Source organism: Maribacter spongiicola (genome assembly GCF_052119685.1).
GTDB lineage: Bacteria > Bacteroidota > Bacteroidia > Flavobacteriales > Flavobacteriaceae > Maribacter > Maribacter spongiicola_A.
In genome coordinates, this window is record NZ_JBGQOO010000002.1 from 212,273 (window position 1) to 228,085 (window position 15,813).

Genomic DNA, 15,813 nt, shown 5'->3' on the forward strand with positions numbered 1-15,813 from the left:
ATAGACTATTTATAGTACTATTTTAAAGTAATTTTAGTTATTAATTTTATACACCAAACATAATTACATGAAAGCATTCAAAATTGTTCTTTTTATTTTGCTATCAATCAGTCTTTCTTGCAAAGATGAACCAGTTCTTGACACAACACAAGATCAAACTGCAATTTCTACATTCTATCTTATTAGACATGCAGAAAAAGAACGTATTAATCCTGATGATGCAGATCCAGAACTTAACCAAAAAGGCTTAGGTAGAGCAATGCATTGGGCAGAAATTCTAGCAGATACCGAGTTAGACGCAATTTATTCCACCGATTATAATAGGACCTCTATGACTGCCGCGCCTACTTCTGTCAAGCAAAATATCGATGTTCAATATTATGACCCGAGTACTATAGACATTACCCAATTTAAAGCTGAAAATTTAGACAAAAGTGTATTAGTCGTTGGCCATAGCAATACTACACCAGAATTCGTGAACAAATTAATAAATGAAGAAAAATATTTTGCTATCGACGATAGTGAAAACGGAACTTTGTTTATCGTTAAAATAATTAACGGAATACCTTCAGTTGAAAAACTTATTTTCAATTGCAACTGTCCTAGTTAATAATTTCTCACATTTATATCATTAGCAATAAGTATTAAAAGGCTAAGACATTCATTGAAATGTTCTTACTTTTGCCCCCGATGCAGAATACAGTCAACATAAAGAACAAAAGAGCCCGTTTTGAATACGAGCTATTAGATAAATACACGGCAGGTATCGTTTTAGCTGGTACAGAAATAAAAGCTATACGAGAAGGTCGTGCTTCTATTTCAGAAAGCTTCTGTGAGTTTAATGACAGAAATGAACTATTTGTAATTAATATGCAGATAGATGAATATTCTCATGCTTCTCATTTCAATCACAAACCAAAAGCAGAGCGTAAATTATTATTGCAGAAAAGAGAACTTAAAAAGCTCAGTAAAGAGGTAAACACTTCTGGTCTAACGATTGTACCACTTCGCGTTTTTGTTAATGAAAAAGGATTTGCAAAAATGCAAGTTGCTTTAGCTAAGGGTAAAAAACTTTACGATAAAAGAGAGACTATGAAAGACCGTGATAATAAGCGAGATCTAGATCGTGTAAAGAAGAATTTCAACAACTAGTTTTTATTCTCTAATAACGGTACAAACCTAAAAGAACCATATTCTGTCTTTGAAAATTCTTTTTCGGTGGTTCTAATAAATAGGGTCATTATTTGTTCTTCAAATCCGATGGGTATAACTAACCTACCCCCAACTTTTAATTGAGATAAAAGTGCTTTTGGTACTGAAGGCGCCCCAGCAGTTACAATTATACGGTCGAAAGGTGCTTCTTTAGGCAAGCCTTTATAACCATCGCCAAAAATCACTTGTTTTGGCCTATAACCCATTTTCTTGAAAAATAAACTGGTTTTCTTGAAAAGCTCTAACTGCCTTTCAATGGTATACACCTTTACTTTAAGTTTTAATAGAACTGCGGTCTGGTAGCCACTACCTGTACCGATTTCTAATACCTTTTGACCTTCTTCAATCTGTAATAGTTCCGTTTGAAAAGCAACGGTGTACGGGTGCGAAATAGTCTGGTTTGCGGCAATAGGAAATGCTTTGTTTTGATAGGCATGCCCTTCAAAACTACTGTCCATAAACAAATGCCTAGGTATTTCCTTAACGGCATCTAGCACTTTTTTATCTGCTATTCCCTTGTCAATCAATATTTGCGCTAGATGGTTGCGCATGCCCCTGTGTTTTAAGGTATCTCTCAATGGTAGTCGGTTTGACCATCAAAGTTAACAAAGTTCTTTAAACGATGAAGTACCTATGAAAACTAATCTCATTTTTTTATTAAATTGAAATTATGCAATAGGATAAAAGTACCTAACTATGTGTATTTTTGATGAAAACAAAGCAAATGTTAAAAGTTGGCGTTTTAGGAGCTGGGCATCTAGGCAAAATTCACCTTAGACTTCTAAATGAATCTAAAAAATATGAACTTGTTGGTTTTAATGATGCAGATAGTTCTAATGGAGAAAAAGTAAGTTCAGAGTTCGGATATACCTATTTCAAAAACCTCGAAGATTTAATCGATGCCGTAGATGTTGTAGATATCGTAACCCCTACTCTTTCGCACTACGAATGTGCAAAGAAATCCATAGAAAAAGGGAAGCATATTTTTATTGAAAAACCTATAACCCATACTCTTGAAGAGGCTAATTCTTTACTTGCATTAGAACAAGAATACAGCGTTAAAGGTCAGGTAGGTCATGTTGAGCGTTTTAACCCAGCATTTACTTCTGTAAAACACGCTATTAAAGATCCTATGTTCATTGAAGCACATAGATTGGCTGAATTTAACCCCAGAGGCACTGATGTACCTGTTGTTTTAGATTTAATGATTCATGATATCGATGCTATTTTAAGTGTGGTAAACTCTGAAGTTATACAGGTTAACGCAAGCGGAGTTTCAGTAATTAGTCAATCGCCTGATATTGCAAATGCTCGGCTAGAGTTTGCAAATGGATGTGTAGCCAATTTAACAGCCAGTAGAATTTCTTTGAAGAATATGAGAAAATCTCGCTTTTTTCAAAAGGATGCCTATATCTCTGTAGATTTTTTAGAGAAGAAGGTTGAAGTTGTAAAAATGAAAGATGCCCCTAATGTACCAGGAGATTTTGATATGATTTTACAGAATGCAGAAGGTGTTAAAAAACAGATTTATTTCGAGAACCCAACTGTTGAGGCTAATAATGCCATATTAGACGAACTTGAATCTTTTGCTGATGCTATTGCAAATAATACGACACCTGTTGTTAGTTTAAAACAAGGAACACAAGCTCTAAAAGTTGCTTTACAAATAATTGCAGCATTTAATTCAAAGAACATATGAATACAATAGCAGTTATAGGCGCAGGTACCATGGGTAACGGAATAGCCCACGTATTTGCTCAAAACGCATATCAGGTACACCTTATTGATGTTTCTCAAGATGCCTTAGACAAAGGGCTCTCTACCGTCGCCAAGAATTTGGATAGAATGGTAGCCAAAGAAAAAATAACTACAGCTGACAAAGAAAATACTTTAGCAAATATTAAATCTTTTACAGAATTGAAAGTAGGGGTTGCCAATGCAGATCTTGTTATCGAAGCTGCTACAGAAAATGTAACTATCAAGCTTAAAATTTTTAAAGAGCTAGATGACGTTTGTGATGCAAATACCATTTTAGCCTCAAACACTTCTTCAATATCGATTACTCAAATTGCCGCATCTACCAGTAGACCTGAAAAAGTTATTGGAATGCATTTTATGAATCCTGTTCCGATTATGTCGTTGGTTGAGATTATTAGAGGATATAGCACCTCTAATGAAACGACCGATGTCATCATGGATCTTTCTGAAAAATTGGGCAAGACCCCAACCGAAGTTAATGACTACCCTGGTTTTGTGGCTAATAGAATTTTAATGCCAATGATTAACGAGGCAATTGAAACCTTACATCATGGCGTTGCTGGTGTTGAAGAAATAGATACGGTTATGAAATTAGGCATGGCTCACCCAATGGGACCATTACAGTTGGCAGATTTTATTGGTTTAGATGTCTGTCTTTCTATCCTTAATGTAATGCATGACGGATTCAAAAACCCGAAATATGCACCTTCGCCATTATTAATCAATATGGTTATGGCGGGTAAAAAAGGAGTAAAATCTGGAGAGGGCTTTTATGATTATTCCGCGAGTAAAAAAGCTGAAAACATATCAAGTCAATTTTCTAAATAGTAGCAATTAAGAATTCATAGTTATATGTCTATAAAAGATAGTTTATTAGCCGTTAAAAATACCATACCCGATTCGGTAACCTTAGTGGCAGTTTCCAAAACCAAGCCTAATTCATATATTCAAGAAGCATATGATGCAGGTCAGCGCATTTTCGGCGAAAATAGGGTTCAAGAAATGACTGAAAAATGGGAGAATATGCCAAAAGATATAGAATGGCATATGATAGGTCACTTACAGAGAAACAAAGTTAAGTACATGGCTGAATATGTTTCTTTGGTTCATGGTGTTGACAGCCCTAGATTATTGTCAGAAATAAACAAGCAAGCAGAAAAACACAACAGAGTTATTTCATGTTTATTACAGGTTCATATTGCAGAAGAGGATACGAAATTTGGGTTTAACGAAGAAGAGCTACTTGATTTAGTAGCTAACGAAGAATTTAAAGCTTTTAAAAATGTAAAAATTGTGGGGCTAATGGGTATGGCCACTTTTACCGATAACATGGATCAAGTTCGTAGAGAATTTGCTAGCCTAAAATTACTCTTTAACAAACTCAAAAATAATTATACTGATTTTGCGACACTATCAATGGGTATGAGTGGTGATTATCAAATTGCAATTGAAGAAGGTAGTACCATGGTACGTATAGGAAGTAGTATCTTTGGATCCAGAAATTAATACCTCAAAACACCACTACCCCATAAATCAGATTATATTACATGTACGCAATTTTAGATATTGAAACTACAGGAGGGAAATTTAATGAGGAGGGAATCACTGAAATTGCTATTCACAAGTTTGATGGTCAAAAAGTAGTCGATAAATTTATTAGCCTAGTAAATCCTGAAAAAGAAATACAACCTTTTGTGGTTAAGCTGACGGGAATTAATAGTAAAATGCTCAGAACGGCGCCAAAATTCTACGAGGTAGCCAAAAGAATTATTGAAATTACAGAAGACACTATTATTGTTGCTCATAATGCACAATTCGACTATAGAATTTTAAGAACTGAATTTAGACGTTTAGGCTATAATTTTGAACGCAAAACTTTATGTACAGTAGACTTGTCGAAACTTTTACTACCAGACGCAGAATCATATAGCCTAGGTAAATTGGTAAGGTCTTTAGGCATACCGGTGAGCGATAGACATAGGGCAAACGGTGATGCTCTAGCTACTATAAAACTGTTTAAACTTTTACTGGCTAAAGATTCGGAGAAAGTAATTATTAAAGAAACTATACGTAAAGAGACCCAAGGCGAACTCTCTGAAAAACAACTAGATATTGTTAGAGATTTACCTAATAAAATTGGTGTATTCTACATGCATGATAAGGATGGAAATATTATTCACCTTAGCAAAACAAGCGATATAAAAAAGAGGGTCAATCAGCTCTTTACCAAAACAAGTGATAAATCTCGTAAAATTGCAAAAGACACTAAAAAAGTAACTTTTGAACTTACAGGAAATGAACTTATTGCGATTTTAAAAGAACATGAAGAGCTATTAAAAATTAGACCTAAGTACAGCATAATACCTAAAAAAAGAATGTACAGTCATGCAATCTGCATGACCACAAACGAAAACGGATATTACGCTTTAGAAATAAAACCATATCGAGAATGCAAACAACCACTAGCTCTTTTTAACGGAGTATTTAGTGCAAAAAATTACTTGTATAAAATTACGAAGGATTTCGAATTATGTGAAAAATTGAATGGCATTAGTGAAGCTCGTAAAAATTGTTCTGGTTATGACGATGGCACATGTAAGGGCGCTTGTATTCATAAAGAAAATGTTGATGAATATAATGCACGTGTAATTGCTACTACTACTAAAAACAGTATCAGCGGTAACAAGGTTTTAATAATAGATAAAGGAAGAGAAATTGGAGAACAGAGTGCTATTTTAATAAAAAATGGCTCATTAGTTGGCTTCGGATTCTATGATCTTAACTATCAAATAAATAATATTCATATCTTAGAAAGTATTATCACCCCTATGAACGGTACTCGAGATGCTAATTATCTTATTGAATCTTATTTAAGAAAGAAACGAGTACTTAAAATAATGGAAATAAACGATTAGTTTGAACGAGAACGAGAAACTGTCACCCTGGAGGAATAAGATTCATGAAATAATTTATGAAGCAGATACCCCTATGGGTAAATTGTTCGATATTATTCTCTTCGTTATTATCATTTTCAGCGTAATTCTAATCATGCTCGAAAGTGTAAAGGCTATTGATGCAGAGTATCATGAAATCCTTTTTGTGTTAGAATGGGTAGTTACTATTTTCTTCACCATTGAATACATCGCACGTATTATTTCAATTAAAAAACCAAGTCATTATATTTTTAGTTTTTACGGTATTATAGATTTTCTTTCTACTATACCGTTATACATATCTTATATTTTTGCAGGCTCTCAAGTGCTATTGGCAGTACGTGCTTTTAGATTGCTTAGGGTTTTTAGAATTCTAAAACTTGCCCGTTTTCTTGGTGAAGCCTCACAATTAAAAAGAGCTTTAAAAGCTAGTAGAGCAAAAATTACCGTATTTCTTTTCGCCGTACTTATTGCATCGGTAATGATGGGCACCCTTATGTATTTAATTGAAGGTGATGAAGCTGGTTTTACTAGCATACCTACAAGTATTTATTGGACGATAGTAACTTTAACTACCGTAGGCTATGGTGATATTGCTCCTATCACTCCGCAAGGTCAGGCAATTGCTACTATAATTATGTTATTAGGTTATGGTATTATCGCAGTACCGACGGGTATGGTTACTGCCGAATTTGCAAAACAAGGAAAAGACACCTCTAACTTAAAAAATTCAGGTAGCTATGTTCATGTCAACACTCAATCTTGCCCTACCTGTAGCAAAGAAGGTCATAGAGATGACGCCAAACATTGTTATAACTGTGGATCTATACTAAATGAATAAAACTCTTATCTCCGTTGTTGGTCCTACTGCCATCGGTAAAACCAAATTAGCTATACTTTTAGCCCAACATTACAATACAGAAATCATTTCGGCCGATTCAAGGCAGTTTTTTAAAGAAATGAATATTGGTACTGCTGTACCTAGTATTGAAGAACTAAGCCAAGCTAAACACCATTTTATACAGCACAAAAGCATTACCGAACAATATACTGTTGGTGATTATGAGCGAGAAGCCATTGAAAAAATAGCTGATCTATTTAAAATACATGATGTGGTCATTATGGTTGGCGGTAGTGGACTTTATGTGAACGCGATTACTGACGGCCTAAATACTTTCCCCACAATAGACCCAAAGATTAGAGAAGAGCTGAATACAGAACTCTCTAAGAAAGGTATTAGGGTTTTACAGTCGAAACTAAGACACCTAGACCCTTTGTATTACGAAAAAGTAGATATCCATAATCCGCAACGAGTAATTAGAGCTCTTGAGGTTGCCATCGGTAGCGGACAACCTTACTCTTCTTTTATAAACAAGCCTAAGGCGGAAAGAGAATTTAAAGTTTTATCTGTCGGATTAAAGGCTGACCGACCATTAATTTATGATCGCATTAATACGAGGGTAGATCTTATGGTAGAAGCAGGTTTGCTAGATGAAGCAAAAAGCGTGTTACCTTTTAAAGAATACAATGCATTACAGACTGTTGGTTACAAAGAGCTATTTAAATATTTGGATGGCGAATGGACGTTAGATTTTGCAATCTCAGAAATTAAAAAGAATACTAGAAGATTCGCAAAAAGACAGTTAACCTGGTTTTTAAGAAATGAAGAAACTAAATGGGTCGATTACGATTATGATGCGGAAACACTATTGCCAGAAATTGGCAATAAATTGGTAAATTTAAAAAATGGTTGACAAACAGATTTTATTTGTAATGGGCGTATCAGGTAGTGGAAAATCTACCATAGGTAAGCTCTTAGCCGATAAATTGCAAATTCCTTTTTTTGACGGAGATAGTTTTCACCCAGAGGCGAACGTAAAGAAAATGAAAGAAGGTCACCCGTTAAATGACGAGGATCGTCAAGGGTGGTTAGAAAAACTTAATGAAGTTGGTATAGCTAATTTAGAAACCGGTGCAGTAATAGTGTGCTCGTCTCTTAAACAAAAGTACAGAGCCACATTAGGAAAAAACTTAGACAATAAACATCAATTTATTTATTTAGAAGGTAGTTTTGAGCTCATAGAGGCACGACTCAATAAACGAGAAAATCATTATATGCCTGCGGGATTATTACAATCTCAATTCGATGACCTTGAAACCCCATTAGATGCACTTACTGTTTCAATTGACCAAGCTCCAATTGAAATTGTAAACGAGATTATTAAAAAATTATAAAAACAAAAAGCATCCGGAAAGGATGCTTTTTTTATGGTAACTCTTGTTGAAATTATTCTCCTTCGGTCTTTACTACCAAACGGAAACCTTCACCATGAATATTCAATATCTCTACTGTATCATCAACCTTTAAATACTTACGTAACTTTGCAATATAAACATCCATACTACGTGAAGTAAAGTAATTATCATCTCTCCAAATTTTAGTCAATGCTAACTCTCTTGGCATTAAATCATTTTCATGCAAAGCCAGTAAACGTAACAACTCATTCTCTTTAGGAGAAAGTTTAATGGACTCGGTATCTTTATATTTCAAGAATCTTAATTTAGAATTTAAGTGGAAACCACCAATTGTAAATTCAAATTTCTTGCTATCTGCCAATCCATTAGATGCTTTTCTCTGTAGAATAGCTTTTAATTTCATTAATAGAACCTCAGAATCAAAAGGCTTGTTCAAATAATCATCTGCACCAGCTTTATATCCTTTAAGAACATCTTCCTTCATCGTTTTTGCCGTTAAAAAAACGATTGGCACGTTCTCGTTCTTCTCACGAATTTCTTTCGCTAACGTAAAACCGTCTTTATAAGGCATCATAACATCTAAAATACAGATATCATAATTATCCTTTTTGAACTTCTCAAAACCTTCCATTCCATTCTTCGCCAAAGTGACATCAAAGTCATTCATTGACAAATAATCTTTCAATACAATTCCGAAATTCGGATCGTCCTCAACTAAAAGTATCTTCTTGTTTATTGTTTCCATATTTTTTTATATTAACGGCAGTTTGATGTAAAATGTACTTCCTTTTCCTTTTTCACTTTCGGCATAAACTTCGCCTTGGTGGTCTTCAACTATTTTTTTAACGTATGACAATCCTAATCCATGCCCTTTAACGTTGTGTATATCTCCTGTGTGTTCTCGATAGAATTTTTCAAATACTTTCTTAAGAACAGCCTTACTCATACCAGAACCTTGATCTTGTATTTTTATAATAATGTAATTTTTAGCTCTTTCGGTAAACACATCTATTTTTGGTGCTTCTTCTGAGTATTTAATAGCATTATCCAACATATTTACAATGACATTGGTAAAATGCATCTCATTAGCCAAAACTTCATATCGTTCTGCGTCTAAATGTGTATGAATATAACCGCCCCTATCATCAACGATCAATTGAACATGTGTAATTGCATCTTCTATAATGTCGTGAACATTGACCCTATCCTTACTTATATCAAGCTGATTTTTTTCGAGTTTCGATATTCGTAATACATTTTCTACCTGAGCATGCATTCTTTTATTCTCATCTCGAATCATCTGTAAATACCTCAATACCTTTTCATGGTCATTGATTATCTTCGGATTCCGAATTGCTTCAACAGCTAAATTTATTGTTGCAATGGGTGTTTTAAACTCATGCGTCATGTTATTAATGAAATCTGTCTTTATTTCAGAAATTTGCTTTTGACGAATTAACTGATAAATTGCCCCTGCATAGGCTACTACAATAATAATTGTAAACAATAATGAAAGTAGGGCCAGACCTAAAATAGACTCTACCAAAAATCGTTTTTTCTTAGGAAAGGAAATTAACAAATCGAAACTTGAAACTCCTTCATAATCAACGAACATAGGAGATTTATAGATATTCGCCTCTGCATATTTAAATTTTGGCGATTTCACTTTGGTCGGTAGACCATTACTATAAACACCGTATTCAAAAGCAATATCAACACCTCTATTTTCTAACTCACGCTGCAATAACAACTCGATTTCTTGTTTAGAAACACGTTTGTGAATTGGTACACGCTTTGCGTAAACCATAAACACATCTTCCATGGCGGCTTTTTCCATTTTAGTAATCCCACCAATTTTTTCAAATCGTTGTATAGGGTTCAATCTTGGGGTATTGCCTTCTAAATCGAAATCTTCTCTAAAAATAGATGTCGTTCTTTTACTGGTATAACTTTTAATGATGGTAGTATCTGCACCATCACTACTATCAAAGAACGTAGAAGAAATACCATAATCCTCTTCTAAAATACCGTGTTCGTACAGTAAAATTTCATTGGAATTGACATCCTTATCAATAAAGAAAAAATTTGTAAGCTGAGTACCCTTTAGTTCTCCACCAGCACTATCCTTCGCATGTAAATACCTGTCGAAATAATTTTTAGATTCTCTTTCTGTAATCTTATTGGTGACGCTGTTCAAGGCTTCAGATACACTGCTAGAAAATTGCTCTTCTCCACTATCTATAGATTTACTAATCCAGAAACTTTGAACGAAAATCAGACCAATAAGAGAAAGGCTCATTAAAACTATTAAGAGCACAAATAACTTTTTGTTCATTGGGTGTTAAAATTAAAGATTTAACAGTTAGAGGATAGTACGTTTAACCTAACCTTAACAAAAATGTTAAAATTGCTAAATAACTAGCAATCAGCTAAGATAGAAGCATGTACTTGAAGAACAGTTGAGCTAGTTCTTTCTAAATCAATATTTTCGATTACGAAATTGCTTGATTTTATTTTTATTTCATCATCAAGTTGGTTATTGATTCTTGACATTACCTGTTCTCTAGTTGAATTATCGCGGTCTAAAACGCGAGATATACGTAATTCTACAGGAGCAGTTACTACAATAATTCGATCATAAAGGTCTTGAGAATTATTCTCGAACAACAACGCAGTTTCCTGAATTACATAGCAAGCATCTTGTTCTTTCGTCCAGGCAAGAAAATCTTGTCTAACCACAGGATGCACAATACCATTAAGATTTGTTAATAATTCGGAATCATTGAAAACTTCTTTAGCAATATACGGTCTATTTAATTGACCATTTTCATAAGCTTCATCCCCTAATAATGCAATTAGCTTTTCTTTAATATCAATAGATGTATTCATCAAATATTTTGCTCTGTCGTCTGAGTTATAAACGGGCACATCTAGTTCTTTAAACATCGCTGCTACAGTAGATTTACCACTTCCGATTCCACCAGTTAAACCAACTATCATCATTCTCTTCGCAATATAAATTCTACTTCATTCGTATTGATGATTGCATTATTCAACGTACTTGGGAAGCTAACCAATTGTATCGAAAGCCTATTATCAGTTTCCTTCGTTACCTTTTCATAATCTGCCTCAACAGAGAAATCTGCAATCTCAAGTTCTTTTAAATGCTCTAATGTACCTTGACAACGTACTTCGACGATTTCTGGAAACGTACGCACTTTTACATTTGCCGGTAAATTAATTACGGTTATAGGTACTTCTATTACTTTTTCTGAAAACTTTACCACATTGGCCGAAATCGTAACCGTTTCAGTCGAAAAGGTAGTGCCATTTAAATGTTTGGGTAATTGAAGTACGACTTCATCTGTAAAAGAATTATTTATTTCACTCTTATTAATAACTGTAGTTTTAACCACATTTATACTGTCAATCTGACTTTTGGGTCCTGAAATTTGAATAGAATCTGGACTAATTTTTATATCTCCTTCAAGAATATGATTTGTAGCAAAAGTAAGATCTAACACTGCTTTTACCGGTACTTTCTTTGTTTCTAAAGATGTAAAGTCAAAATATATGGCGTCGCTTTCAAAGTCGGTCAAAGTGGTATAATTATTCAACTGAGCTTCTAGTTGAATTCTTATTTGATCAGCTGTTAGATAATAGCTGTCATCTTTATGCATTACCTTACTTACATCTAATTGAATATGCTTGGGTTTGAATTCATATCCTAAAAACTGGAATCCTGCCGCCTGCAAACGAACTTGAATTTCATCTTTAGGAGTATTCGCCAATAAAAACTCTTTCGGAATATTTATGTACTCCACCTTAAAGGTCGTGTTATTGGTATAGGTCAGAGATAGTTTATTTATTAGCCAAGCAAACGATGCACATAACAAGAACATAAGAAAGACTTTTACCTTTCTTTTCTTCAATCCTGTCTGTATCCATTCTATTAGCCGTTTCATCAATTCACTCTAAAAAATAATTTCGGAAAAATTTCCTCTGGTTTTTTACTTGAAGAATTAATATACAAGGTTGATTTTAGAAATCCGTACCCATATCCGAAAAATTGTATCGCAGTTGCCATTAAAGATAGTAATGACACTTTTAAATTACCGGTTTTTCGAAGGGCATCTACAAACAACAGCAAAAAATATATGATGTAAACATATATCGGAAACATGTAACCTGCTAATCCTAATACAACTGAAAACAATAATCCCAAACAGAATATTGTAGGAAACCAATAGGTGATTTTCTTTGTATCAGGATGCCACTTATTTAAAATTGGGCGTACCATACCAAATTTGTTCACTTGAATATAAAACTTATTCCAGTCTATCCGTCTTTTATGATACACAAAAGCTTCAGAAATTAGTTTTGTTCTATAGCCCTTGTTCCAAATGCGAATGGTTAAATCTGGATCCTCACCAGGGTGAATATTTCCGTATCCACCTACGTTTTCAAATGCTTCTTTAGAAATACCCATATTAAAACTTCTGGGCTGAAATTTATCTACTGTCTTTTTACCACCACGAATTCCGCCAGTGGTCAAAAAAGAGGTCATGGCATAATTGATCGCTTTTTGAACGGTAGAAAAAGATTCGTGTGCAGCATCTGGACCACCATAGCAATGCACAAAATCTTCTTGCAAACTCTTTTCTGCTTCCACAAGATATTGAGGTGGCAGTATACAATCAGAATCTAATACGATAAAGTAATTGCCTTTTGCCCTGCTCATACCGTAATTACGAGAATCACCGGGACCAGAATTGGGTTTCTTATAGTATGATATTGCCAAAGAATCTACATACTCACCTATGACTTCTTCAGATGAAATAGTAGAGCCGTCTTCGACGATTACTACCTCAAAAGTTTTGTCATAGGTTTGTAAAAGTAGACTATCCAACAGTTCTTTAATTTCGATGGGTCTATTGTATACAGGAATGATAAAAGAAAACGATAAGTTCATTATTACTCTCCTTTGAATAGGCTCCAACGAAATTGGAAAACTAAAATCTAAATTAAAACTTCTCTATAACTTCTTGGCTAACCCCTGTGTTAGAGAAACCACCATCGTGAAACAAGTTCTGCATGGTCACTTTTCTTGTAAGGTCAGAGAATAATGTTATGGTATAATCTGCACAGTCTTGAGCTGTTGCATTACCCAACGGAGACATTTTTTCTGCATAGCTGATAAAGCCATCAAATCCTTTAACTCCTTGTCCTGCCGTAGTTGCAGTTGGTGATTGAGAAATCGTATTTACACGTACTTTTTTCTCTTTACCAAAGAAATACCCAAAGCTACGGGCAATAGATTCTAAATATGCTTTGTTATCAGCCATGTCATTATAATCTGGGAATGTTCTTTGTGCCGCCATATAGGTCAACGCCACCACACTACCCCACTCATTCATAGCATCTGCCTTGTAAAGTGATTGTAATACTTTATGAAAAGAAAGAGCTGAAACATCCCATCCTTTTGCTGTGAAATCATATTTCTCATCGGTGTAAGCACGACCTTTACGAACGTTAACCGACATACCGATCGAATGCAATACGAAATCAATTTTTCCTCCTAAAATTTCAACTGCCTTTGCTACTAAATTATCCAAGTCTTCAACACTTGTTGCATCTGCTGGTATAATTTGTGAACCTGTTTCTTTAGCCAGTTCATCAATCTGTCCCATTCTCATGGCAATCGGGGCATTTGTCAATACAAAAGTACCACCTTCTGCGTGAACCGTCTGTGCCGTTTTCCATGCAATAGAATTTGCGTCTAATGCTCCAAAAATAATTCCCCTTTTTCCTTTTAATAAGTTATATCCCATGATGGTTGCTTCTATAGTTAGATTTAATATTCAAAGATATCTAAAATATGTTAAAAGAGAATTGATGTAACACGTTAAAAACCCTAAAACAATCGTCTTGATTAAAGTGTTCGAACATCAAAATGCAAAAAGACACTATTTAGAAGTATTTATATTTATGATTATAAAGCAGCATTCAAAAGCTCTTTTGCATGTGCCAAAGCAGAATCGGATACATCTTTACCGCTTAGCATATGAGCCAACTCTACCACTCTGTCATCATTGGTCAGTTGCTTTAAGTTCGTCATAGTACGCTCTTTACCTTCGGTTTTAAAAACTTTAAAATGATGATTTCCTTTTGATGCTACTTGTGGCAAGTGTGTAATAGAAAACACCTGAAGATCGGCACTCATATCTTTCATAATATCTGCCATTCTGTTAGATATTTCGCCTGATACCCCTGTGTCAATTTCATCGAACATAATAGTCGGCAGCTTTTCGTACTTAGCCAATATCGATTTGATCACCAACATTATTCTTGACAATTCTCCGCCAGATGCCACCTTCTTTAATTCGCCATAGCTACCACCTCTATTGGCCGTGAACAGGAATGAAAGTTCATCTTTACCTGTTGCTATAAATGCTTCTGCTGTACTTAGTTTAATCTCAAACGATGCGCTAGGCATACCCAAAAGCCCTAAATCTGCTTCTAATTTTTTCTTTAGTTGAGGAATTACGGAATTTCGTTTTTCGCTCAAAACTACCGCTTGAGCTTCTAAAATAGCTTCTAACTCCTGAATCTCTTTAGTTTTTGTCGCAATTTTATTATCTAGGTTGGCAGTTTCAAAAACCTTATCGGCGAGGTCGTTCTTTATGATAATTAGTTCAGCTATATCGCCAACATTATGCTTTTTTAATAAATTATACAGTAACTGTAATTTGTTGTTTACTTGCTCAAGCTGATCAGGGTTCGCTTCTACACCTTCTTGTAAGCGTTGCAATTCTGAACTAACATCATCTAATTCTATAAGTACAGATTTTACACGCTCGAACAAATCTTTATAATTCGATCCAAAATCGACCAATTTAGAAAGTGACTGACGGATTTCTGTCACCAAAGGTAAAACACCAATTTGCTCATCATTGAACAATTGATCGCCTTTAGATAATTGCTCCATAATTAACTCTACATTGTTCAGCTGCTCATACTCTTCTTCTAGTTCTTCTATAACACCCACTTTTAAGGGGGCTTTCTCTAATTCTTCTAACAAGAAGGTATTATAATCTTGCTCTTTATTTGCTGTACTTTGTATATCGATTAAGGTCTGAAGTTCTTTCTCTGCTTTACGATACGTCTTTAAACCTTTTCTGAACTCGGTTAAACGTTTTTGGTTATTTGCCAAAGCATCGACCAATTTCAACTGAAAGTCATTTTCGGTAAGTTGCATGGTCTGATGCTGAGAATGAATATCTATAAGATTTTCTCCTAAAATAGATAATACCCCTAAAGTTACGGGAGTGTCGTTTACAAATGCTCTTGATTTACCACTTGGCAAAATCTCGCGTCTAATAACCGTACTATCTTCATAGTCCAAATCATTTTCTTCAAAGAATTTTTGGAGTCCGTAGGTGTCTATTTTAAATGTACCTTCTATAATACATTTTTCATCCTTAACACGTAAAGAGGTTAAGTCTGCCCGTTTGCCAAGCACTAGTGATAAACCACCAAGTAAAATAGATTTACCAGCACCTGTTTCACCGGTAATAACCGTGAAACCTTTATCGAAGTCTACCTCTAGACGATCAATTAATGCGTAATTGGAAATGGAAAGGGTTGAAAGCAC

17 protein-coding genes are annotated in these 15,813 nt (G+C 34.6%); 9 read left to right on the forward strand and 8 right to left on the reverse strand.

Going from position 1 to position 15,813, the window contains the following annotated elements; all coding sequences use genetic code 11:
* Positions 1-67: 67 nt before the first annotated feature.
* A complete protein-coding gene (locus tag ACEN2N_RS05100; protein WP_441823310.1) occupies positions 68-610 on the forward strand; it encodes a SixA phosphatase family protein in 543 nt (180 codons plus the stop codon).
* A gap of 80 nt (positions 611-690) precedes the next feature.
* Positions 691-1,152: an SsrA-binding protein SmpB gene (gene smpB, locus ACEN2N_RS05105; RefSeq protein ID WP_424000365.1), complete on the forward strand. Its 462-nt coding sequence runs from the start codon at positions 691-693 to the stop codon at positions 1,150-1,152.
* On the opposite strand, the gene ACEN2N_RS05110 is transcribed toward smpB, so the two are convergent.
* A complete protein-coding gene (locus tag ACEN2N_RS05110; RefSeq protein ID WP_424000367.1) occupies positions 1,149-1,790 on the reverse strand; it encodes a protein-L-isoaspartate(D-aspartate) O-methyltransferase in 642 nt (213 codons plus the stop codon). The genes smpB and ACEN2N_RS05110 overlap by 4 nt on opposite strands.
* A 146-nt stretch (positions 1,791-1,936) precedes the next feature.
* Between ACEN2N_RS05110 and ACEN2N_RS05115 the strand changes: the two genes are divergently transcribed.
* From ACEN2N_RS05115 to ACEN2N_RS05145, 7 genes are read left to right on the forward strand one after another with little or no spacing between them, the layout of a single operon-like run.
* Positions 1,937-2,911, forward strand: a complete 975-nt coding sequence (locus tag ACEN2N_RS05115; RefSeq protein WP_441823553.1) for a Gfo/Idh/MocA family protein — start codon at positions 1,937-1,939, stop codon at positions 2,909-2,911.
* A complete protein-coding gene (locus ACEN2N_RS05120; protein ID WP_441823311.1) occupies positions 2,908-3,798 on the forward strand; it encodes a 3-hydroxyacyl-CoA dehydrogenase family protein in 891 nt (296 codons plus the stop codon). The genes ACEN2N_RS05115 and ACEN2N_RS05120 overlap by 4 nt, the downstream gene beginning before the upstream one ends.
* A 24-nt stretch (positions 3,799-3,822) precedes the next feature.
* Positions 3,823-4,476 (forward strand): YggS family pyridoxal phosphate-dependent enzyme, encoded by a 654-nt coding sequence (locus tag ACEN2N_RS05125; protein ID WP_441823312.1) that lies wholly within the window; start codon positions 3,823-3,825, stop codon positions 4,474-4,476.
* A 41-nt stretch (positions 4,477-4,517) separates the two neighbouring features.
* Positions 4,518-5,885, forward strand: a complete 1,368-nt coding sequence (locus ACEN2N_RS05130) for an exonuclease domain-containing protein (RefSeq protein WP_441823313.1) — start codon at positions 4,518-4,520, stop codon at positions 5,883-5,885.
* A gap of 1 nt (position 5,886) precedes the next feature.
* Positions 5,887-6,744 carry an ion transporter gene (locus ACEN2N_RS05135; protein WP_424000377.1) on the forward strand — a complete coding sequence of 286 codons (858 nt, stop codon included), beginning with the start codon at positions 5,887-5,889 and terminating at the stop codon, positions 6,742-6,744.
* Entirely contained in the window at positions 6,737-7,657 is a 921-nt protein-coding gene (gene miaA, locus ACEN2N_RS05140; RefSeq protein ID WP_441823314.1) for a tRNA (adenosine(37)-N6)-dimethylallyltransferase MiaA, read from the forward strand. Before ACEN2N_RS05135 ends, miaA begins: the two co-directional genes overlap by 8 nt.
* Positions 7,650-8,138 carry a gluconokinase gene (locus ACEN2N_RS05145; protein ID WP_441823315.1) on the forward strand — a complete coding sequence of 163 codons (489 nt, stop codon included), beginning with the start codon at positions 7,650-7,652 and terminating at the stop codon, positions 8,136-8,138. The genes miaA and ACEN2N_RS05145 overlap by 8 nt, the downstream gene beginning before the upstream one ends.
* A gap of 52 nt (positions 8,139-8,190) precedes the next feature.
* On the opposite strand, the gene ACEN2N_RS05150 is transcribed toward ACEN2N_RS05145, so the two are convergent.
* The 7 genes from ACEN2N_RS05150 to recN form a co-directional block, all read right to left on the reverse strand.
* Positions 8,191-8,904, reverse strand: a complete 714-nt coding sequence (locus tag ACEN2N_RS05150; RefSeq protein ID WP_424000383.1) for a response regulator transcription factor — start codon at positions 8,902-8,904, stop codon at positions 8,191-8,193.
* 6 nt (positions 8,905-8,910) lie between these two features.
* Positions 8,911-10,494, reverse strand: coding sequence for a sensor histidine kinase (locus ACEN2N_RS05155; protein WP_441823316.1), 1,584 nt, complete (start codon positions 10,492-10,494; stop codon positions 8,911-8,913).
* Positions 10,495-10,577: 83 nt separating this feature from the next.
* Entirely contained in the window at positions 10,578-11,162 is a 585-nt protein-coding gene (gene coaE / locus ACEN2N_RS05160) for a dephospho-CoA kinase (protein ID WP_441823317.1), read from the reverse strand.
* On the reverse strand, positions 11,159-12,124 hold the full coding sequence (locus ACEN2N_RS05165) for a CdaR family protein (RefSeq protein WP_441823318.1): 966 nt from the start codon (positions 12,122-12,124) through the stop codon (positions 11,159-11,161). The genes coaE and ACEN2N_RS05165 overlap by 4 nt, the downstream gene beginning before the upstream one ends.
* Positions 12,124-13,131, reverse strand: coding sequence for a glycosyltransferase (locus ACEN2N_RS05170; protein ID WP_441823319.1), 1,008 nt, complete (start codon positions 13,129-13,131; stop codon positions 12,124-12,126). Before ACEN2N_RS05170 ends, ACEN2N_RS05165 begins: the two co-directional genes overlap by 1 nt.
* A gap of 52 nt (positions 13,132-13,183) precedes the next feature.
* Positions 13,184-13,990 (reverse strand): enoyl-ACP reductase FabI, encoded by an 807-nt coding sequence (locus ACEN2N_RS05175; protein ID WP_424000393.1) that lies wholly within the window; start codon positions 13,988-13,990, stop codon positions 13,184-13,186.
* A 161-nt stretch (positions 13,991-14,151) separates the two neighbouring features.
* Positions 14,152-15,813, reverse strand: coding sequence for a DNA repair protein RecN (gene recN, locus ACEN2N_RS05180; RefSeq protein ID WP_441823320.1), 1,662 nt, complete (start codon positions 15,811-15,813; stop codon positions 14,152-14,154).